Here is a 19,695-nt window from a genome sequence, read left to right on the forward strand (position 1 = left end):
GCCTTCCTGACGGTCAGCCCTTGCGGGTATTGACCTCTTCGGTGAGCTGCGGGACGACCTCGAAGAGGTCACCGACCACGCCGTAATCGACCAGGTCGAAGATCGGCGCCTCGGCGTCCTTGTTGATCGCCACAATCGTCTTCGACGTCTGCATACCGGCACGGTGCTGAATCGCACCCGAGATGCCGGACGCGATATACAGCTGCGGCGAGACCGACTTACCCGTCTGACCCACCTGGTTCGAGTGCGGATACCAGCCCGCGTCCACCGCGGCACGCGAAGCACCGACCGCCGCACCCAGCGAATCGGCCAGCGCCTCCACAGCGGCGAAGTCGCCGTTCACACCACGGCCACCCGCAACCACGATCGCAGCCTCCGTCAGCTCCGGCCGACCCGTCGACTCACGCGGCGTACGAGCAGTCACCCTCGTACCCGAAGCGGCATCCGAGAAGGACACGACCAGGGCCTCGACCGCACCCGCAGCCGGAGCGGCCTCCACCGCAGCCGAGTTCGGCTTGACCGTGATCACCGGAGTGCCCTGCGTGATACGGGACTTGGTAGTGAAGGACGCGGCGAACGCCGACTGCGTCGCGACCAGACCCTCCTCCCCCGCCTCCAGATCCACGGCATCCGTGATGATGCCCGACTTGATACGGACCGCCAGACGCGCCGCGATCTCCTTGCCCTCCGCAGAGGACGGCACCAGTACGGCGGCGGGCTGCACAGCCTCATACGCCGCCTGCAACGCGTCCACCTTCGGCACCACCAGATACTCCGCGAACTCCGGTGCATCCGCCATCAGTACGCGCGTCGCGCCGTGTTCGGCCAGGGCGCCCACCGTGTCGGCAGCACCCGCCCCCAACGCCACCGCGACCGGCTCACCAACACGACGGGCCAGCGTCAGCAGCTCCAGCGTGGGCTTGCGGACGGCACCGTCCACATGGTCGACGTAGACCAGAACTTCAGCCATGAGATTCCTCAACTCCCGGTGATTCAGATGAACTTCAGGCCCGTCAGGAACTCGGCCAGCTCCTTGCCGCCCGCCCCCTCGTCCTTCACGACCGTCCCTGCCGTACGCGGAGGACGTTCGGCGGCCGACTCCACCGCGGTCCATGCACCGGTGAGGCCGACCTCCTTCGGCTCGATGTCCAGGTCGTCCAGGTCCCAGGACTCCACCGGCTTCTTCTTCGCCGCCATGATCCCCTTGAACGACGGGTAGCGGGCCTCGCCCGACTGGTCCGTCACCGACACGACGGCCGGAAGCGACGCCTCCACCTGCTCGGACGCCGCATCCCCGTCGCGACGGCCCTTGACCGTGCCGTCCTCGACCGAGACCTCGGACAGCAGCGTCACCTGCGCCACGCCGAGACGCTCCGACAACAGCGCGGGCAGAACACCCATCTCCCCGTCCGTGGAGGCCATCCCGCACATCACCAGGTCGTAGCCGACCTGCTCGACGGCCTTGGCGAGCACCAGCGACGTACCCATCACATCCGATCCGTGCAGGTCGTCGTCCTCGACGTGCACCCCCTTGTCCGCGCCCATAGACAGGGCCTTGCTCAACGCGCCCCTGGCGTCCTCCGGACCCACGGTCAGCACCGTGACCTCGGCATCGTCCGCATCCTCCGCGATCTGCAGGGCCTGCTCGACCGCGTACTCGTCGAGCTCCGACAGCAGGCCGTCGGTGTCCTCGCGGTCGACGGTCAGGTCGTCCGCGAAGCCCCGGTCGCCGGTGGCGTCGGGCACGTACTTCACACACACGACAATGTTCAGACTCATGGTTCTCTCCTGTTCGTTCCGTCGCGCGTCCCGGCTAGCGCGCGGCAGTCGTGACAGTCCAGGGATTGCGGGTTCCGACGGTCCAGCCGCCGTCGACGAGGATCTCGGCGCCGCTGCAGTACGAGCTCTCCTCCGAGGCGAGGAACGCGGCGACCGTGGCGATCTCGCGAGCCTGGCCGATGCGGCCCAGCGGGGCCTTGTCGTACTCCGTCGGGACCACACCACTCGGGGCGCCCATCTCGGTGGCCACGCCGCCGGGGTGGATCATGTTGACGCGGATACCGAGCGGCCCCAACTCCCCTACCGCGGCCTTGGACATGGCGAGGAGCGCCGACTTGGTGGACGCGTACGCCGCGGTCAGGTCCAGCGGGGCGAACGAAGAGACCGACACGATGTTGACGATCGCTCCGCCGCCGACCTCGGCCATGTGCGGGGCGACGGTCTGCATACCGAGGAACACACCGATCTGGTTCACGTCGATGAGCTTGCGGTAGCGGTCGAGCGGGGTCTCGGTGAGCGCGCCCTGGAAGTAGATGCCGGCGTTGTTGACCAGGATGTCCACCTGGCCGAACGTCTCCTTGGCGGCGGCGAGGGCCGCGGCCCACTGCTCAGGGTCGCTGACGTCGAGGTGCACGGCGAGGGCCTTGTCTTCGCCCAGGTCGGCGACGAGTTTCTGCGCGTCGTCGTCGAGCACGTCTGCGATGACGACTTTCGCGCCGCGTTCGACGAACAGGCGGGCCTCCGCCTCGCCCTGGCCGCGGGCGGCGCCCGTGATGAGTGCGACCTTGCCGGTGACCTCAGCCATGGTTCTCTCCGATCGTGAAGAATTGTTCAAGTGGCGCTGTAGAGAAGGGAGTTGAGAGGAGTCAGATGGCCAGACACAGGCGGTACGCGTCGAGGATCGCCGCGTGGATGTTGCGGCTGGAGACGGCGTCGCCCACGCGGAAGAGCTGGAAGGCTCCGTCCTCGTTGTGGACGATCTGCTGTGGTCTCAGGCCGAGGAGCGCGTCCTGGTCGACGGCTCCGTGGTTGGTCGAGTGCTTCTTCAGGTCGAAGTACACGTCGTCGACGGGGGTCGTGCCGTGCTCGACGACTAGCTGGTCGACGGTGCGGGTCTCGGTCGTCTCGCCGTACTCGTTGGTGAGGGTCACGGTCAGGCGGCGGTCCGCGTTCCGGCTCACCGACGTGACCCGGGAGTTGAGGGTCAGGCGGACGTTGCGGCGGGCGAACGACGAGAGGTACGCGGGATAGTTGGTGCCCCCGACCAGGGGCGCGATCACCCGCTCCGGGGTGACGAGCTCCACCTCCGCGCCGGATTCGGCGATGATCTCGGCGGCGCTCATCCCTGCGTGGTCGCCGTTGTCGTCGTAGACGAGTACGGACTTCGCGGGCTTCACCTCGCGGGTGAGGATCTGCCAACTGTCGGTGATCAGGTTCGGGGGGCCGTCGACGCACTCGGTGTTGGGGATGCCGCCGGTGGCGACGATGACGATGTCCGGCTGGTGCTCCAGGATGTCGGAGGCTTCCGCGTATGTGTTGCAGCGGATCTTCACTCCGAGGCGATGGCACTCCTCGACGCGCCAGTCGACGATGCCGATGAGGTCCCGTCGGCGCGGGGCCGCCGCCGCGATGGCGATCTGGCCGCCGGGCTTGCTGCCCGCCTCCAGGACCGTGACCTGGTGACCGCGTTCCGCGAGGACCCGGGCCGCCTCCAGGCCCGCGGGTCCCGCGCCGACGACGACGGCCGACTTCGGCCGGGGTGCCACCGGAATCTCGTGCGGCAGCACCGTCTCGCGGCCCGTCGCCGGGTTGTGCAGGCAGAGCGACTCACCGCCCTCGTAGATGCGGTCGATGCAGTAACCCGCCCCGACACAGGGCCGGATGCGGTCCTCCTGCCCCTCGGCGAGACGGCGCATCAGGTGCGGGTCCGCGATGTGTGCGCGGGTCATGCCGACCATGTCGAGCAGGCCCTCGCGGATGGCATGCCTGGCCGTGGGCAGGTCGGCGATGCGGCCTGCGTGCATCACCGGGACGCCGAGTTCGCGCTTGACGTCGCCGGCGAAGTCGAGGTCGGGGGCCGCGGGAGTGCCCATGGGGGCGATGACCCGCGCGAGGTTGCGGTCGCTGTCGAGGCTGCCGCGCAGGACGCTGAGGAAGTCGATGCCCTCCGCGGTCATCCGGCGGGCGACCTCCAGGCCGTCCGCGGCGGTGAGTCCGCCGGGCCGGGCCTCGTCGACGGCCATGCGCAGGCCTACGACGAAGTCGTCCCCCACGCGTTCCCGTACGGCGCGGACCACGGCGAGCGGGAGGTGGAGCCTGCGCTCGAAGTCGCCGCCCCACTCGTCGTCCCGGTGGTTGGTCGCCGGGGACCAGAACTGGTCGAGCAGGTGCCCGTTGCCCATCAGCTCGATACCGTCGAGGCCACCGGCCTTGCAGCGCTCCGCCGCGTCCGCGTACGCGGCGATGACGCGCTCGATGTCCCAGTCCTCGGCGGCCTTCGGGAACGCCCGGTGCTGGGGTTCGCGGTCGCCCGAGGAGGAGATGACGGGCAGCCAGTCCCCCTCGTAGTTGCTGGTCCGGCGCCCGGCGTGGGTCACCTGGCACATCACCAGGGTGTCGTGCTCGTGCACCGCGTCCGAGATCGCCCGGAAGTACGGGACGACCTCGTCGCGGAACAGTGCGATGTTGTTCACGAAGGCCGGAGACTCCGGCGCCACGCACGCCGCGCCCCCCATCATCGTCAGCGCGAGCCCGCCCTTGGCCTTCTCCAGGTGGTAGCGGAGGTAGCGCTCCTTGGGCATGCCGTCCTGCGCGTAGGCCGGCTCGTGCGAGGTGCTGACCACGCGGTTCTTCAGGCGCAGGTGCCCCAGGTCGAAGGGCTCGAGCAGAGGATCGTTGAGGGGCATGACGTACTCCGATGTACGAAGACGGGGTAGCGGGCGTGCGGGCGGTCAGGCGCCCATGTACGGGTAGCGGTAGTCGGTGTCGGGGGCGAGGTTCTCCTTGACGAACCGGCCGCTCACCCAGCGCTGCAGGGCCAAGGGCGAGCCGATCTTGTCGTTGGTGCCGGAGGCGCGGGCGCCCGCGAACTGCTGCTTGCCGATGGACATTCCGGCGGGCTTGTCGTTGATGGCGAGGTAGCCGGAGGCGTCGCGCAGGATGTCGAGGGCCTCGGCGACGGCCCTGCGGTCGCCTGCGTAGACGGAGGCGGTCAGGCCGTACTGGCTGGTGCGGTCGGCGAGCTTGAGCGTCTCGGTCCAGTCCTTGTCGTCGTATACGTAGACGGTCAGGAGCGGGCCGAAGAACTCGGTGCTGAGGGCGAACGACGTCGGGTCGGTGGTCTCGAAGACCGTCGGACGGACGAAGTAGCCGGTCTCCTTCGACGTGGTGCCACCCGCGATCAGGGTGTGGTCGTCGGATGAGTTGGCGCGCTCGATGGCGCCCGCGAGACGGTCGTGGGCGACCTCGTCGATGACGGCGCCGAGGAAGGTGGAGTGATCGGCGACGTCACCGACTACGAGCGAGTCGATCTGCTCGGCGAGCTTGTCCTTCAGCTTGGTCCAGATGCTGCGCGGGATGTAGGCGCGCGAGGCGGCGGAGCACTTCTGGCCCTGGAACTCGAAGGCGCCGCGGGTCATGCCGGTCAGCAGGGCCTGCACGTCGGCGGAGGGGTGCGCGATGATCGCGTTCTTGCCGCCGGTCTCCCCGACGACACGCGGGTAGCCCTTGTACGTGTCGATGTGGTCGGCGACCTTCTTCCACAGCTGCCGGAAGACCTGGGTCGAGCCGACGAAGCTGAGACCGGCCAGGTTCGGGTCGGCGAGCGCGATGTCGGTGACCATTTTTCCGTCGCCGTGCACGCAGTTGATGACACCGGGCGGGACCCCGGCCTCCTCGAAGATGCGACGGACGACGTCTGTGCTCACCGCCGACTTCTCCGACGGCTTCCACAGGACGGTGTTGCCCATCATGGCGGCCATCGAGGGCAGGTTGCCGGCGATGTTGGTGAAGTTGAACGGGCTCACCGCGAGGACGAAGCCCTCAAGTCCGCGCTGGTCCAGGTAGTTCTGCTCGCCCTGGGTGGACTTGGGCTGGCGGGTGTAGATCTCCTCGGCGTAGTGCGCGTTGAAGCGGATCAGGTCAGCCAGCTCGCAGACGCCGTCGATCTCCGACTGGTGGTACGTCTTCGACTGGTTGAGCATGGTGGCCGCGTTGACCTCGGCGCGGTACTTGCCGGTCATCAGCTCGGCGGCGCGCAGGAAGATCGAGACCCGCTCGTACCAGGGGGTGCGTGACCAGTCGTGGCGCGCCTCGAGGGAGGCCTCGATGGCGGCGCGCACGTGGGACTCGTCGGCGAGGCTCAACCGGCCGAGCACACGCTGGTGGTCGTGGGGCGAGACGACCGGCTGGGTGGTGGAGGTCTCGAAGACCTTGCCGCCGATGGAGAGCGGGATCGACTGCGTCAGGCCGCCGATCCGCTTGATCTCCGCCTGGAGCGAGAGGGCTTCCGGCGATCCGGGGCGGTACTCGTGGACGGGCTCGTTCTCGGGTGCGGGGACATGGAAGTTGCCGGTGAGGGGGTGGTTGGCGCCGGTCATGCTGGTGCTCCTAGTCGTTGATCAGGCGTTCTGCGTACGGGAGTTGCGTGCGCGGAAGCGGGTGAGGCGGAAGGGTGCGAGGAGGGGTTGTTCCTCCTGGAGGGCGATCTCGCGGGCGGCGAGCGCTCCGGTGGCCGGGCCGAGGGTGACGCCGAGGGTGCCGTGTCCGGTCGCCACGTAGAGGCCGGGCAGTGCCGGGACCGGGCCGATGATGGGCGTGTCGTCCACGGTGGTGGAACGGTGGCCCACCCACTCGTACTCGATGTCGGTGGGACGCCAGGTGTCCAGGTAGCCGGTGCCGTGCCGGACGACCATGTCGAGCCGCTTGCGGTTGAGGTCGAAGTCGCGGCGTCCGATGTCGAAGGTGCCCGACAGGCGTACGGAGTTGCCGAAGGGTGAGCAGGCGACCATGTGCTCGTACAGCTTCAGGGGGTGCGAGGGCGCGAGCCCTTCGCCGTACGCCGTCATGCTGGTGCCCTTGGCGGCCTCAAGCGGGACGTCCACGCCGAGGGGCTTGAGCAGCGCCCGGGTGGCGAAACCGGCGGCGAAGACGACGTGGTCCGCGTCCAACTCCCGCCCCTCGGCGGTGTCGACGGCCCACTTCCCCGCCGCGGGCAGCCGGGTGACCCGTCGGACGGGGTCACCCTCGATGACCTCTCCGCCGTTCGCCACGAGCGCCTTGGCAAGACCAGCGGTGAGGGTCTCGGGCCGTACGTGCCGCTCGCTCACGAGGTGCAGCACGCCGGCGACGTCGCGGCTGATCGCCGGGTCGAAGGCCACGACATCCGAGCCGCGGTGGACGGCGATCTCTCCGTCGTACCCCAACGACCGTATTTTCGCGGCCAGTTGCTCGTAGTGGGCGAGGTTGTCCGCCTGCTTGAACACGACCGCGAGGCCGTCGGTGTAGTGCTCGAAGCTCACCCCCCTTTCAAGGAGCGAGTCGACGTGCTCGTGGGCGTGCCGGGCGAACTTCTGCAGTGCTGCCGTCGCGCGGGCGCTGCGCTGCTTGTTGCTGGCCCGCAGGAACTGCGTCACCCAGGAGGCGAACCCGAGTTCCAGGTGCGGGCGCATCCGCGCCGGGCCCTCCGTGCTGGTGAAGCTCCGGACCGCATCGCGTACGGCGCCGGGTGCCGCACGGGGTGCGGAGAGGAAGGGCGTGATCCACCCGGCGTTGCCGGCCGAGGCCGCAGCGCCCGCGGCGCCGGCGTCGACGACCGTGACCTGGTGGCCGAGTGCGGAGAGTTCGTAGGCGCACGAGAGTCCGATGACGCCCGCGCCGATGACGGTGATCTTCACTGGTCTGTTCCTGCCTGCTCGTACGGGACGGCTCGACTCAGGCCTGCCGCCGGTACGCCACCGCTTCGAACTCCACGAGCACATGGCCGCGGAAGCGGGAGACCTCGACGGTGGTTCTGGCGGGCTTGCCGTGGACGTTCACGACTTCCTCGTAGACCTTGTTGAGCTCCGGCAGCCGCTCGATGTCGGAGACGTAGCCGTTGATCTTGAGGACCGTCGACCAGTCGGCGCCCGCCGCGTTCAGCTGGCTCTCCAGGTTCGCCAGGGCGGCGCGCACCTGGTCGCCGAAGTCGGCGGGGCAGGTGCCGTCCGGCTTGCTGGGCAGCGCGCCGCTCGTCCAGACCAGCTCGCCCAGGGCGACGGCTGCGGAGTACGGGGCCGTCGCCGGGGTGGACTCGAGGGTGATGAGTTCCCGGCCGCCGGCTGTGTCGTGCGTGGTCATGAGCGCTTCCTTTGCTGTGCGTTCAGTGCGTTCAGTGCGCTTGCGGGCTTCAGTGCGCTTACGGGCTTCGGTGCTCTTACGGGAGGGGCGGCGGTGTCGGGGTCACGCCCAGAGGTCGCCCATGGTGAAGCCCTCGGTGAACGGGTCCTCGGGATCGAGGACATGGGTGCTGTAGCCGGTGATCCAGGACTGGCCGCCGACGGTCGGCACGACCGCTTCGTACGGGCCGACCTGGGTCTTGCGGACGAGCTCGCCGGTGTAGACCGTGCCGAGCACGCCCTCGTGGCGGAACTGCTGGTTCAGGGCGAGTTCGCCCTTGGCGTGCAGGGTGGCCATGCGGGCGCAGGTACCGGTACCGCAGGGGCAGCGGTCGACGGATCCGGTCCAGGTGGCGGGGTTGTCGAAGTCGACCGGGCCGCTCGCCATGGTCACCGCGTTCTTGCGGTCGGCGGCGGGGTTGGCGGTCGGTCCGGAGAGCTGGGAGATGGTGATGCCGATGCCCGAGTAGTCGGGGTGCTCCACGGGCAGCTGGTCCTGTGCGGCCCGGAGGATGAGCGAGGAGACCCGGGCGATCTCCGCGCCCTGTTCCGGGACGAGCTCCAGCCAGTCGAACTGCCGCACATCGGCGATGACGTAGAACATGCCGCCCCAGCCGACGTCGACGGTCACCTTGCCGAGCTCGGGGACGTCGATCTTCGCGTCGAGGTGCGCGGCGAAGGCCGGGACGTTCTCGAACGTGACGTTCTTGACCTTGCCGTTCCCGCACTCGGCCCGGATGCCGATGAGTCCTGCGGGGGACTCGAGCTTGAACTCGGTGACCGGCTCCTGCATCGGGATCATCCCGGTCTCAAGCAGGACGGTGGCGACGGAGATGGTGTTGCCGCCGCTCATCACGGGGTACTCGACCTGCTCCATGACGATGAAGCCGGCCGCCGCGTCCGGGTGCTTCGGCGGCACGATGAGGTTGCAGCACAGGGGCGGGTAGCCGCGCGGCTCGCGCAGCATGAGCTTGCGGAGCTGGTCGTCGTTCTTCTCGAGCCACTTCATCTGCTCGTAGACGGTGTCGCCGGGGATGGTGGGAACTCCCCCGGTGATGACGCGCATCGGCTCGCCCGAGTGCGTCTCGACCGCGTGGATCATTCGCTTGAAAGACATGGTGGCTGCGTTTCCTTTGCTGCCTCTGGCGACGGTGCTGCCTCTGGCGACAGTGCTGCCTCTGGCGGCGGGCCGCCGGTACGAACTGCCGTGCTGCTACGGGACCTTGACGGTCTCGGTGGCCGTGGGACGTGGCCCGACGGCGGCCGATTCGTGCAGCGCCTTGCCCTTGGTCTCGGGCGCCCAGGCGACACACATGGCGGTGCCGACGGCCGCGATGCCCGCGCCGACGAGCATCGACGGGCCGAGGCCGATGGTGTCCAGTCCGAGCGGAAGCAGATAGGTGCCCGCGGCCGCGCCGATCCGGCTGATGGAGCTGGCCACGCCCATGGCCGAGGCCCGGATGTGGGTGGGGAACAGCTCGGTCGGATAGATGTACTGCAGGATGTTGCCGCCGCCGAGCGCCAGGGCGTTGATGACGAACATCGTGATCGCGAGTGCCGCAGCCATGCCGGGGAACAGGCCCAGCATCGCCAGCGAGACCGCCACCCCCACGAAGGTCCAGATGATCACCGGCCTGCGCCCGTACGTGTCCACCCACCGGATCGCGGGAAAACACCCGAGCAACGTCACGAGGCTCACGACCACGGACCAGAGCAGGGCGGTGTTGCCGTCCTCGAAGCCGTACTCGCCGAGGATCACCGGATAGAACGTCCAGATCGCGAAGGCCGGAGCGACCTGACACATCCAGAAGCCGCCGGCGAACAAGGTGCGTCCCAGGTATCCGCCCTTGAAGAGCTCACTGAGGCGGGCGCTCTTCGGGGGCTCGCTCTCCGACAGCTGCGTGAGTTCCGCGTCGGTCGGGTAGCGGCCGAAGGCGGTGTTGATGGCTTCGCGGGCATCCTCGGGACGGTTGTGGCTGAGCAGCCAGCGCGGGGACTCGGGCGTGCCGAGCCGGCCGAGGAGCAGGAGCACACCGGGCACGGCGGCGGTCGCGAGCATCCAGCGCCACCACTCGTCTCCACCGGAGGCGGAGACGAGGCATCCGACGAGGTAGGCGGTGGACGCGCCGACGAACCACATGGCGACGAGGGCGCCCATGGTCCGGCCACGGCGGTTCGACGGCAGCCATTCGGAGAGCAGCGCGGTGGCGATCGTGTGGTCCGCGCCGACCGCGAGTCCGGCGACGAAGCGCAGCGCGATCAGCTGCCAGGCCTCGGTCACGCCGAGCGAAAGCGCCGACGCGACCACGAGCACGACCAGGTGGATGGTGTACATGGCCTGGCGGCCGACGCGGTCCGTGAGCCAGCCGAAGACGACCCCGCCGACCAGCACACCGACCAGCGCGGCGGCGCCCACCATTCCTTCGAGGAAGGTCGTGAGCCCCAGGTCCTTGTCGGCCCCGGCGATGGCCACGCCGATGATGCTGAGGATGAAGCCGTCGAGGAAGGGCCCTCCGGAGGACAGGAGGAACAGTTTGCGGTGAAACCGCCCGTAGGGCTGTCTGTCGATGATCGATTGGGTGTGGTCCACGAGAATTGCTCCTGCTTTCAGTTCCGCCAGCCCCTTGGGCCGACTCACAGGTCTCGGATCACGTCGTGATCCCCGAGGTGCCGGGGAGCCGCGGCGTCGGGAGACGCGACCTGTGCGTCCGTAAAAGCCCGTAAAAGCCAAGGGGGTAGCGCCGAATGGGAGGGGAAAGGGCTCGGGGTGCCTTGTGGGCGTCGGCCGTGTTGCCGCCGGATTGCCAGGAAGTCTGCGACGCAGCCCGGCCCACAACAATGGCCCTGTGTGAACACTCGGCGTCACGGCCTCACGAGTTTTAAATACGCCTACACTGGATCGCGATGCCCAAGGAACCCCGCCGCCCTCTCGCCCTCACCGACAGCGAACGCGCCACCCTGTCGACCTGGGCGCGCAGCCGCACCAGCACACGGGTGCAGGCGCAGCGCGCCCAGATCGTCCTCGCGAGCGCGGAGGGCGCGGACAACACGTCCGTGGCCGAGGAGCTCGGCGTCTCCCGGCACATGGTCGGCACATGGCTCTCGCGGTTCCTGTCCGAAGGCCTCGACGGTCTCGCCGAGCGCCCTCGAACGGGCAGGCCTGCCGAGATCGACGACGAGTCCGTCGCCCGGATCCTCGTACGCCTGCTCACGGCACCGCCCGCAGGTGCGCGGTCCTGGTCGACGCGGGCCATGGCCGCCGAATCAGGGCTCAGCCAGACGACGGTGAGCCGCATCTGGCGTACCTACGGGCTCCAGGTCCGCGCCGGACGGGTCCCACCTGCCGAGGCATCGCCGAGCTCTCTGCCGGGCTCTCTGCCGGGCTCTCTGCCGCTCGAAGTCCGTGACGTGGCCGGGCTGTTCATCGCTCCTCCCGTTCGGGTCCTCGCCCTCACCTCGCGCGATCCCGGCTCGCCCCGGCGCCGCCGCCCCGCCTCGGGCACACCCCCGCTGGACCGGCCCTCGACGCGGGCGCGCAACCTGTTCGCCGCGGCCGACACCTTCGCAACGCTCCGAGGCGGCTCCACGGCTCGGTCCACCACCAGCGAGCCTTCCTGGCACGACTCGCTCCAGGACTTCCTGAACGCCCTCGACCGGAGCGCCGCCCCGAACCTGTCGGTACACCTTCTGGTCGGGGGCGAGGCGACCCCGTGGGCCCGCCCCGCCATCGAAGCCTGGACGCAGGAGAACTCGCGTTTCCAGGGGCACTTCGTCTCTGGTTCGGCATGGCTCGGCGGGGTCGAACTACTCCTTGCCGGCAATCCGCTGCTCAGCCACGAAACAGCCCCCGGGCTCGGCTCCGCCCTGCCCGGACTCCGCGCCGACTTGCACACATGGTGTGCCGGCTGGAGCACGGAAGCAGCCCCCTTCACGTGGAAGCTGACTTACGACTCAAACAATCAGAACTACGAGCATTCACAGACCTCGAACGGGAGGGACGCGAGCCCAGAGGCAGTCGACGATTCACTCGAGTTGCCCGGCAACCGGCCGGCGGCCGACCCGGTGGTCCGTGCAGTGCGCGAAGAGCTGCTCTCCGTACGCCGCCCGTCCGCGGAGCGAGTCAGGGAAGCTCCCCTGGCGGCCCAGCTCGGACTGTCCCGCGGTGCCATCCGCAAGGCACTTCATGCCCTCGCCGACGAGGGGCTGTTGGAACGGCTGCCGCAGGGCGGGGCGGCGTATCCGCACGTCGACGTCAACACGATCGTGGACCTCTACGCCGCGCGGAGCGCACTCGGAGCGGTGCTCATACATCGGGCCGCGATGCTCGACCAGCGCGAGCTACGCCCCGTAAGAGCGGCACTGTCCGAAGTTCGCGCTGTCGCCCGGGCAGGCCGTGACCACGCGCGGATCGGCGCCGCGGACCTGTCCTTCCAGGATGCGATCGCCGCGACCGCGAACCTGCCCCAGTCCAGCCTGTTGTTCCAGCGCCTCACCATGCGCCTGCGGATGTTTCTCTCCATCGTCCAACTGGGCTTTCCCGACTCGGCCGTTGACCTCATCTCCCGGGAGGACGCCGTGATCTTCGAAGCGATCCGCGAAGGGGACGGCGACGAGGCCGCTCGCCTGTGGCGCGTCAAGGTCGAGCGCAGCGTCCGCTACATGGTCACCCAGCTCCCCGACGGACACTTCGACCCCAACCTCTGGCTGGCCCTGGCCGGCAAGCCGACGCCGCGGCCCGGGGACCCGCGCAAGTCCGCGTCGGGTTCGTAGCTCCGGAGCTCTGACTCGTTCACCCGCGACTATCGGAGTTCCCCGGCCAGGCCGAGTCCTCATGGACGAGCCGTTCAGCGCACTCGACCCGCTGATCCGCCGCGACATGCAGGACCTGCTGCTCACCCTGCAACGGGACCTGCGGCGCACGATCGCCTTCGTCACCCACAAGCAACATCGAGGCCGGCGGTGCGTTCGTACTCGACGCCCGCGGACGTGTGGTCGGGGTCGCCCGGGACGACCTGCTCACCCAGGCCGCCGGGGGCCGGGCAGAGCACCTGCGGGAGGTTCACCGTGCTCGCGTCCCTCGCCCGCCCGCAGCCGAACTCAACGACGAGCCTGAGCACGCACTGACGATGAGGCGCTCGTGCCCAAGGCGTTTGCACGCCTCCAGGACCGGAGTGAGCCCGAAGCCCAGCTCAGTGGCGACCTGCTCGTCGTTGTGCCGCACCGTCTGTTCTACCGGTGGCGCAGCAGCACCCCTTGACGCCGAGATCGTCGTAGTGGCTGCCACCCACCACCCGTACCTCGAGGACCCCCTGGTCAGGTGCGACAACCTGGCGACGCGTGTGGTGCGCCGTGAGCTGATCTCGCCGCGCCCCGCCTGCAAGGCCACCGGCAGGACAGCAGGTGGCCAAGCGAGGTGTGCCGACGATGCCGCCGCCCGGCGGCGAACCCTCCGCGTCAGTGCACGGCGCCCCGTACGTCCTCGGGATGCAGGCGGGGCCTGCCCGCAAGGGATGTCCAGAGGTGCGAATCGGCGTCGTCCTCCGGGAGTTGGGCGAGCATGTAGTGAACGCACCGTTCGATCTTGACTCGCCACAGGCGGGCCGCCTCGTTCCCGTCCGCATCGCACAACGCGTCGTAGACGACGGCGTCTTCATTGGCGATGGTGCCGCACGCCTGGCTGTAGTCCATGTCCAGGACCGTGACGAACATACGCAGCCGGGCCGTGAGGCGTTCGAAGGTGTGGGCGGCCTCCGGCAGATCCGCGCTGCGTGCGAGGGCGTCCTGGAACCGCAGGTCGTCTTCACGAATACGTGTGTGGTCGTTTTCTCGGGCGGCGGCGCGGACCTCCGCCAGGGCGGCCGAGGGCGAGGCCAGTTTCTCCGGCCCGAGCATGGCGACACGGCGGATGAGCAGTGCACCGAGACTGGCCCGCAGGGCATAGAGGTCGAGGACGTCCTTCGCCGTGATGGCGGGGACAGCGGTCCCACCACCGGGGAGCAGCTCCAGCATGCCTTCCTCGGCCAGTGCCCGGAGCCCCGCACGGACGACCCGGCGCGAAAGGCCGAGACGGGAAGCGAGCGGAGCCTCCCGCACGCGCTCTCCCGGCCGGTAGCCGGCGGCGAGGACGGCTTCCCGCAACAGCCCTACGACGGGGTCCGTGGTGATGGGGGCTCCGGCAGGAGTGTCGACGGGTGCGATCCGGGGCGCCGTGCCGGTGCCGACGTGCTCGGCTGTACGCACATCCGGCACCCTTGAGTCACTACCAGGGCCACAGATGGCCGGGTTTTCGTAAGGCAGACGTGCCGCTGCACTACGCATGAACGGGCTGGCGGACGGGGTCCACGTGGTGGACCAGGTCAGCAGCGCGTCACGGAGGCGGGACCCCTCGGGTGCTGCTCCACGAGAGGGCCGGCCGTCCGCAGCGAGCAGACGCCGGGTCTCATCGGTCCACTCCCCGGGAGTGGGCGCCAGGTGCCAGCGGAGGCATCGGGAGTCGGCTGCGTCCGGTCCGTCGAGAACACCGCGGGTATCCGCCGGCACACCGTGCGCGAGCAGGTGCACGCTTGCCCCGGCACCCGCTCCCGACGTCACCCTCTTCAGGAATGCGCGCAGCCCAGAGGGAACCGTCGCGCCTTCCGCATCCACCTGGCCCCGCAGCGCCGCGAAGGCTCCGGCGACGGCCAGCACCTGGGGCACGTCCGCGTCCTGACCGAACAGGCGCCCAGCGGTGGTCGGTTGGGACCTGCGTGCGGCCACGCCTCGTCCGGCGCGGGCCGTCACGGCGAGCACACACATGGGCGGAGCGAGGAACAGGCCGACCATCTCCTCGGCGTGATCCGGCAGGGACCACGCCGAGCGCACCCGGGTCCCGTTGCGAGGTGCCCCCTGCACGCTGTAGGTCCGCCAGACTCTGCTCACCGTGCTCTGACTCAGGCCGGTCTCAGCCGCCATGGCGCGGGTCGACCAAGCCCGCCTGGCACCGGACGGCGGAGGCGTGAGCGTACGGAGGAGAACGTGGGCCACCGTGTCGTCGTCCGCCGTGGGCGGGCGCCCGGGACGTGGTTGCTCATCCAGGCCGTCAAGCCGCTCGGCAAGGAAACGGGCCCGCCATTTGCCGACCATGTCGCGGGAGATACCGAGGCGTTGGGCCACAGCGGTGTTGGTGGGCTCCTTCTCACAGGCCAGCACGATCTTCGCGCGCAGGGCTTGAGCCTGCGAGCACGTACGACTGCGGGTCCACTGCAGGAGCGTGGCCCGCTCGTCCTCAGTGAGGTACACGGCGTTGCGGGGTCGGCCAGCCATGCCATCAATCGTAGCCGAATTTCCGACTCACAGACAGGCCAGACCCTGGTGAGACAGCAGGGGCATTGTTGGCCGCTCCTGGCCTTCACATACTTCGTGTCATCCGGCGGCCACGATTCCGCCAGCCAAGAGAAAGCCGCGAGTTCCCTCGATCACTGCGACACCGTCCACCTGTCCGTAGGGGCGGATGGGACGCAGGAATCGATCCCGCAAGCCCGGGGCGGACCACGCTCACCGGGCACGGCACCCGCGACATCGGAACGCAGTGTGTCCCGCCCGGACATCCACACCAAGGCAGCGACCGGGCATCCAATTCCACGACACGACATCAACCCGGACCTGTGCCGGGCCTACGCTTTCAAGTAGGCCCGGGAACCGCTCCCGGAGGCTGAGATGACCGCAAACGCAGAGGGCAGAGCAGAGAACAGAGTGGACGACGCGCCCCTGTCGCGCTTCCACAAGAAACTGGCGCTGTACTCCTCCGGGGGACCGTTCCTCGACGGCTACGTCCTGAGCATCATCGGCGTCGCCATGGTGCAGATCACGCCGCAGCTCCACCTGTCCGACTCCGCCCAGGGGTTGATCGGCGCGTCCGCGCTCATCGGCATCTTCCTCGGCGCGTTCGTGGGCGGCTGGCTCACCGACAAGTTCGGGCGCCAACTCCTGTACACCATCGACCTGGTGGCCATCATCGTCTGTTCCGTCGCGCAGTTCTGGGCGACGGACCCGGTGTGGCTGTTCGTCCTGCGTCTGCTGATCGGCATGGCGGTCGGCGCGGACTACCCGATCGCGACCTCGCTGCTCGCCGAGTTCACGCCGCGCCGCTACCGCGGCCCGCTCCTCGGCGGCCTGGTCGTCATGTGGTTCGTCGGCGCGGCCACCGCGTACATCGTCGGTGAAGTCCTGCTGTCCTTCGGCGGCGACGACGCCTGGCGGTGGATGCTCGCCAGTGCCACGCTGCCCGCCACGGTCATCGTGCTGCTGCGCCACGGCACGCCTGAGTCCCCGCGCTGGCTGGCGAACAAGGGCCGCACCGACGAGGCCGAGGCCGTCCTGAAGAAGGTCTACGGACCCGAGGCGACGATCCATGACCTGCCGGCCGAGGAGCGCGAGAACGTCGACCTCAAGGCGATCCTGCGCTCGGGCTACGGCGGACGCATGCTCTACATCACCGTCTTCTGGACCTGTTCCATCGTTCCGCTCTTCGCCATCTACGCGTTCGGCCCGAGGATCCTCGACGCGCTCCACCTCGAAGGCGGACTCGCCAACATCGGCGAAGCCTTGATCACCGTCATGTTCCTCATCGGCTGTGTGATCGCACTGTTCTGCGTGAACCGCATGGGCCGTCGCCCGCTGGTCATCCACAGCTTCATCTGGTCCGGCGTGGCCCTGCTGCTGCTCGGCATCTTCCCTGACGCCCCGTCGAACGTGATCATGACGCTCTTCGCCCTGTACGCGCTGATCATCGGCGGCACCCAGATCCTGCAGTGGGTCTACCCGAACGAACTGTTCCCGACCGAGGTGCGCGGCTCGGCCGTGGGCCTGGCCTCGTCCGCGAGCCGTATCGGTGCCGCCGTCGGCACGTATCTCGTCCCCGTGGCACTGACCGCCTGGGGCATCGGCGGCACCATGATCGCCGCCGCGGCCATCAGCCTCATCGGCGCCGTCGTCTCCGTCCTGTGGGCGCCCGAGACCCGCGGCATGTCCCTCGACGAGGCCGCAGCCCTGCCCGGCCAGTCCACGCCGCAGGAAGGCCTCCGGGTCTGACCGGTCGGCATTTCTGACGGCCAACTCACCCTTCTCGTACGGCAGTTGCTGCCCGCGGTTGGAAAGAAGAGAGGTATAGCGATGAAAGATGTGGTCATCGTCGGCGGTGGCATCGCAGGGCTGTCGGCCGCGTGGCGGCTGCGGCACTGGGACACCCTGCTCCTGGAGTCCGAGAGCCGGGTCGGCGGCCGTATCCGCTCCGAGCGGCGCGGACCGTACTTCCTCAACTGGGGCGGTCACGTCTACGCGGGCGGCAACTCCGCGACCGGCTGGCTCCTGAACAACACCGGCGTCGAGGCGACCGACGTGCCCGGCTCCCTGTCCGGCCTCTCGATGAACGGCAGGACGATCATCAAGGGCCGCGTCGAGACCTACCCGTTCCGCATCCCGATGCCGCTGCAGGCCCGCCTCGGCATGGTGAAGACCGGCGCCAAGGTCGCGCTGCAAGTGGCCCGTTACGCCCGCATCGTCGGGCAACGCAAGGGCGAGAGCGCCGCCGAGCGACAGCAGCGGATCTACGACTTCCTCAACGACCGCTCCTTCAAGGACTTCATCGGCGACGTCCCGGCCGACACCCAGGCCCTGTTCGAGCCGACCGTCACCCGGTCCGCCGCCGACATCGACCAACTCTCCGCCGGTGCGGGCGTCGGCTACTTCAGCCTGGTCTGGGGCATCGGCGGCGGCCTCACCCAGTCCATCGTCGGCGGCCCCTCCACCATCACCGAGTCCATCGCCGCCTCCCTCGGGGACCGGCTGCGCCTCGACGCCCATGTCGACGAGATCGTGCACAAGAAGCACTCGGTGGTGGTCCGCTACCGCGAGAACGGCGTCGAGCAGGAAGTCGAGGCCCGCACCGTCGTCCTGGCCACCCCCGCGACGGTCGCGCACCGCGTCGCCGTCGACCTGGACCCGGACATCCGCGACGCCCTCGCACAGGTGGTCTACGGCCCCTACGTCAGCGCCGCGTTCCTCTCCAACGAAACCGGCCGCCAGCAGTGGGACGACGCGTACGCCATCGCCACCCCCAAACGCTCCTTCAACGTGGCCCTCAACATGTCGAACATCGTCCGCGGCCACGAACGCCAACGCCAGCCCGGCTCCAGCCTGATGACCTTCTCCCCCGGCTCCCTCGCCCGCACCCTGCTCGAACACGACGACGACACCATCCGCCGCATCTACCTCGACGACCTCGACCAGGTCCTTCCCGGCTTCGCCGAGAACGTCGTCGAGGCCGAGGTCCAACGCTTCCCCACCGGCGCCCCCTACTGCTTCCCCGGCCGCGCGAAGCTGCAGCCCGCGCTCACCCGCCGCGGCGGCCGCGTGTTCCTCGCCGGTGACTACCTCGGCACCCTCTACACCGAAACCGCCATCTCCTCCGGCCTGTCCGCCGCACACGAGGCCCGCAGCATCCTCGCCACCGACCGGCAGACCACCCGCCGCACCCTCACCGACACCCACTGACCTCCCCTCAATTCCCTTACGTATCAAGGAGTTTGACCATGACCGATCAGCTGACCGGAATCCTCACCGCACTCGCCACCCCCTTCACACCGGACGGTGCAATCGACGAGAAGCTGCTGCGCCGCCTCGTCGACCGGAGCGTGGACGGCGGTGTCGACGGCGTCGTCGCCTGCGGCTCCACCGGCGAGTTCGCCGCCATGACCGGCGACGAGCGGCGCCTGCTCGTCGAGACCGTCATCGACCAGAGCGCGGGCCGCGTCCCCGTCATCGCCCAGACCGGCGCCGTGAGCACCCGCGAGGCCGTCGCCCTCTCCCAGCACGCCGAGGCGGCGGGCGCTGACGTCCTGATGGTCGTCACCCCGTACTACGAGCCCTTGACCATGGACGAGACGCTGCACTACCTGGCCACCGTCGCCGACTCCGTGCAGATCCCGGTCATGCTCTACAACCTCCCCGGCGCCACCGGCGTCAACCTCGACCCCGACACCGTCGGCGCACTCGCCCACAAGCACCCGAACATCAAATACATCAAGGACACCACCGGCGACATGTCCCAGGCCGGCAAGCTCATCCACCACCACAGCGACGTCATCTCCACCTTCATCGGCTGGGACGCCCTGCTACTCGCCGCCGTCGCCGAGGGCGCGGCCGGCGTGATGGCCGGCACCGCCAACGTCATGCCCGCCCAACTCGTCGCCGTCCACCGGGCGTTGCTCGCCGGAGACCTCGCCGGGGCGCGCAAGCAGTGGGACCGGATCTACCCCCTCATGGACACCCTCATGTCCGCCCCGTTCATCCCCGCCGTCAAGGCCGCCCTGGAGGAGATCGGCCTGCCCGTCGGCGGCCCCCGCGAACCGATGCTGCCCGTGAACACCGAGACCCGTACGCGGATCGCGGCCGCCCTCAACGCCCTGCCCGAGCTGACCAACGCCCAGTGATCTGCGGGTCCCCGCCCGCACAGCCGTAGATCGGCTCCACGCTCAACCGGAATGCACCGTAAGGGAGTTACCAC

General features: G+C 69.1%; 15 protein-coding genes. 4 read left to right on the forward strand and 11 right to left on the reverse strand.

All coding sequences use genetic code 11. The features are described from left to right. Window positions 1-13: 13 nt before the first annotated feature. The 9 genes from RCO28_RS16455 to RCO28_RS16495 form a co-directional block, all read right to left on the reverse strand. Window positions 14-970 carry an electron transfer flavoprotein subunit alpha/FixB family protein gene (locus RCO28_RS16455; protein ID WP_308941872.1) on the reverse strand — a complete coding sequence of 319 codons (957 nt, stop codon included), beginning with the start codon at window positions 968-970 and terminating at the stop codon, window positions 14-16. Window positions 971-993: 23 nt separating this feature from the next. Beyond that, complete coding sequence (locus RCO28_RS16460) at window positions 994-1,779, reverse strand: electron transfer flavoprotein subunit beta/FixA family protein (RefSeq protein ID WP_308941873.1); 786 nt, start codon at window positions 1,777-1,779, stop codon at window positions 994-996. A gap of 34 nt (window positions 1,780-1,813) precedes the next feature. Then, entirely contained in the window at window positions 1,814-2,584 is a 771-nt protein-coding gene (locus RCO28_RS16465) for a glucose 1-dehydrogenase (protein WP_308941874.1), read from the reverse strand. A 61-nt stretch (window positions 2,585-2,645) separates the two neighbouring features. Further along, complete coding sequence (locus tag RCO28_RS16470; RefSeq protein WP_308941875.1) at window positions 2,646-4,685, reverse strand: FAD-dependent oxidoreductase; 2,040 nt, start codon at window positions 4,683-4,685, stop codon at window positions 2,646-2,648. Window positions 4,686-4,730: 45 nt separating this feature from the next. Continuing rightward, complete coding sequence (gene pruA, locus RCO28_RS16475; protein WP_308941876.1) at window positions 4,731-6,377, reverse strand: L-glutamate gamma-semialdehyde dehydrogenase; 1,647 nt, start codon at window positions 6,375-6,377, stop codon at window positions 4,731-4,733. A gap of 21 nt (window positions 6,378-6,398) precedes the next feature. Further along, window positions 6,399-7,673, reverse strand: a complete 1,275-nt coding sequence (locus RCO28_RS16480) for an FAD-dependent oxidoreductase (RefSeq protein WP_308941877.1) — start codon at window positions 7,671-7,673, stop codon at window positions 6,399-6,401. Window positions 7,674-7,710: 37 nt separating this feature from the next. Next, complete coding sequence (locus RCO28_RS16485; protein ID WP_308941878.1) at window positions 7,711-8,115, reverse strand: RidA family protein; 405 nt, start codon at window positions 8,113-8,115, stop codon at window positions 7,711-7,713. A gap of 102 nt (window positions 8,116-8,217) precedes the next feature. Then, window positions 8,218-9,270: a proline racemase family protein gene (locus RCO28_RS16490; RefSeq protein ID WP_308941879.1), complete on the reverse strand. Its 1,053-nt coding sequence runs from the start codon at window positions 9,268-9,270 to the stop codon at window positions 8,218-8,220. Window positions 9,271-9,366: 96 nt separating this feature from the next. Further along, window positions 9,367-10,743, reverse strand: a complete 1,377-nt coding sequence (locus RCO28_RS16495; protein WP_308941880.1) for an MFS transporter — start codon at window positions 10,741-10,743, stop codon at window positions 9,367-9,369. Between the two features lie 314 nt (window positions 10,744-11,057). Here RCO28_RS16495 and RCO28_RS16500 point away from each other — a divergent pair, with 314 nt between their 5' ends. After that, window positions 11,058-12,923, forward strand: a complete 1,866-nt coding sequence (locus RCO28_RS16500; RefSeq protein ID WP_308941881.1) for a helix-turn-helix domain-containing protein — start codon at window positions 11,058-11,060, stop codon at window positions 12,921-12,923. A 161-nt stretch (window positions 12,924-13,084) separates the two neighbouring features. Here the strand turns inward: RCO28_RS16500 and RCO28_RS16510 are convergent, their stop codons facing one another. Further along, a complete protein-coding gene (locus RCO28_RS16510; protein ID WP_308941882.1) occupies window positions 13,085-13,270 on the reverse strand; it encodes a hypothetical protein in 186 nt (61 codons plus the stop codon). A gap of 337 nt (window positions 13,271-13,607) precedes the next feature. Continuing rightward, window positions 13,608-15,455, reverse strand: coding sequence for a helix-turn-helix domain-containing protein (locus RCO28_RS16515; RefSeq protein ID WP_308941883.1), 1,848 nt, complete (start codon window positions 15,453-15,455; stop codon window positions 13,608-13,610). A 393-nt stretch (window positions 15,456-15,848) separates the two neighbouring features. Between RCO28_RS16515 and RCO28_RS16520 the strand changes: the two genes are divergently transcribed. The 3 genes from RCO28_RS16520 (at window position 15,849) to dapA (ending at window position 19,621) form a co-directional block, all read left to right on the forward strand. Continuing rightward, window positions 15,849-17,222, forward strand: a complete 1,374-nt coding sequence (locus tag RCO28_RS16520; protein ID WP_308941884.1) for an MFS transporter — start codon at window positions 15,849-15,851, stop codon at window positions 17,220-17,222. Between the two features lie 81 nt (window positions 17,223-17,303). Then, window positions 17,304-18,683, forward strand: a complete 1,380-nt coding sequence (locus RCO28_RS16525) for an NAD(P)/FAD-dependent oxidoreductase (RefSeq protein ID WP_308941885.1) — start codon at window positions 17,304-17,306, stop codon at window positions 18,681-18,683. 38 nt (window positions 18,684-18,721) lie between these two features. Continuing rightward, window positions 18,722-19,621, forward strand: coding sequence for a 4-hydroxy-tetrahydrodipicolinate synthase (dapA, locus tag RCO28_RS16530; protein ID WP_308941886.1), 900 nt, complete (start codon window positions 18,722-18,724; stop codon window positions 19,619-19,621). Window positions 19,622-19,695 lie beyond the last annotated feature (74 nt).

This window comes from Streptomyces sp. LHD-70, assembly GCF_031157275.1.
GTDB lineage: Bacteria > Actinomycetota > Actinomycetes > Streptomycetales > Streptomycetaceae > Streptomyces.

Excerpts from the sequence above, each read along its gene's own strand:
- dapA (WP_308941886.1), top strand. The coding sequence starts at position 18,722 with ATGACCGATCAGCTGACCGGAATCCTCACCGCACTCGCCACCCCCTTC.
- RCO28_RS16500 (WP_308941881.1), top strand. The coding sequence starts at position 11,058 with ATGCCCAAGGAACCCCGCCGCCCTCTCGCCCTCACCGACAGCGAACGC.
- pruA (WP_308941876.1), bottom strand. The coding sequence starts at position 6,377 with ATGACCGGCGCCAACCACCCCCTCACCGGCAACTTCCATGTCCCCGCA.
- RCO28_RS16525 (WP_308941885.1), top strand. The coding sequence starts at position 17,304 with ATGAAAGATGTGGTCATCGTCGGCGGTGGCATCGCAGGGCTGTCGGCC.
- RCO28_RS16455 (WP_308941872.1), bottom strand. The coding sequence starts at position 970 with ATGGCTGAAGTTCTGGTCTACGTCGACCATGTGGACGGTGCCGTCCGC.
- RCO28_RS16490 (WP_308941879.1), bottom strand. The coding sequence starts at position 9,270 with ATGTCTTTCAAGCGAATGATCCACGCGGTCGAGACGCACTCGGGCGAG.
- RCO28_RS16470 (WP_308941875.1), bottom strand. The coding sequence starts at position 4,685 with ATGCCCCTCAACGATCCTCTGCTCGAGCCCTTCGACCTGGGGCACCTG.
- RCO28_RS16520 (WP_308941884.1), top strand. The coding sequence starts at position 15,849 with ATGACCGCAAACGCAGAGGGCAGAGCAGAGAACAGAGTGGACGACGCG.
- RCO28_RS16515 (WP_308941883.1), bottom strand. The coding sequence starts at position 15,455 with ATGGCTGGCCGACCCCGCAACGCCGTGTACCTCACTGAGGACGAGCGG.
- RCO28_RS16460 (WP_308941873.1), bottom strand. The coding sequence starts at position 1,779 with ATGAGTCTGAACATTGTCGTGTGTGTGAAGTACGTGCCCGACGCCACC.
- RCO28_RS16465 (WP_308941874.1), bottom strand. The coding sequence starts at position 2,584 with ATGGCTGAGGTCACCGGCAAGGTCGCACTCATCACGGGCGCCGCCCGC.
- RCO28_RS16485 (WP_308941878.1), bottom strand. The coding sequence starts at position 8,115 with ATGACCACGCACGACACAGCCGGCGGCCGGGAACTCATCACCCTCGAG.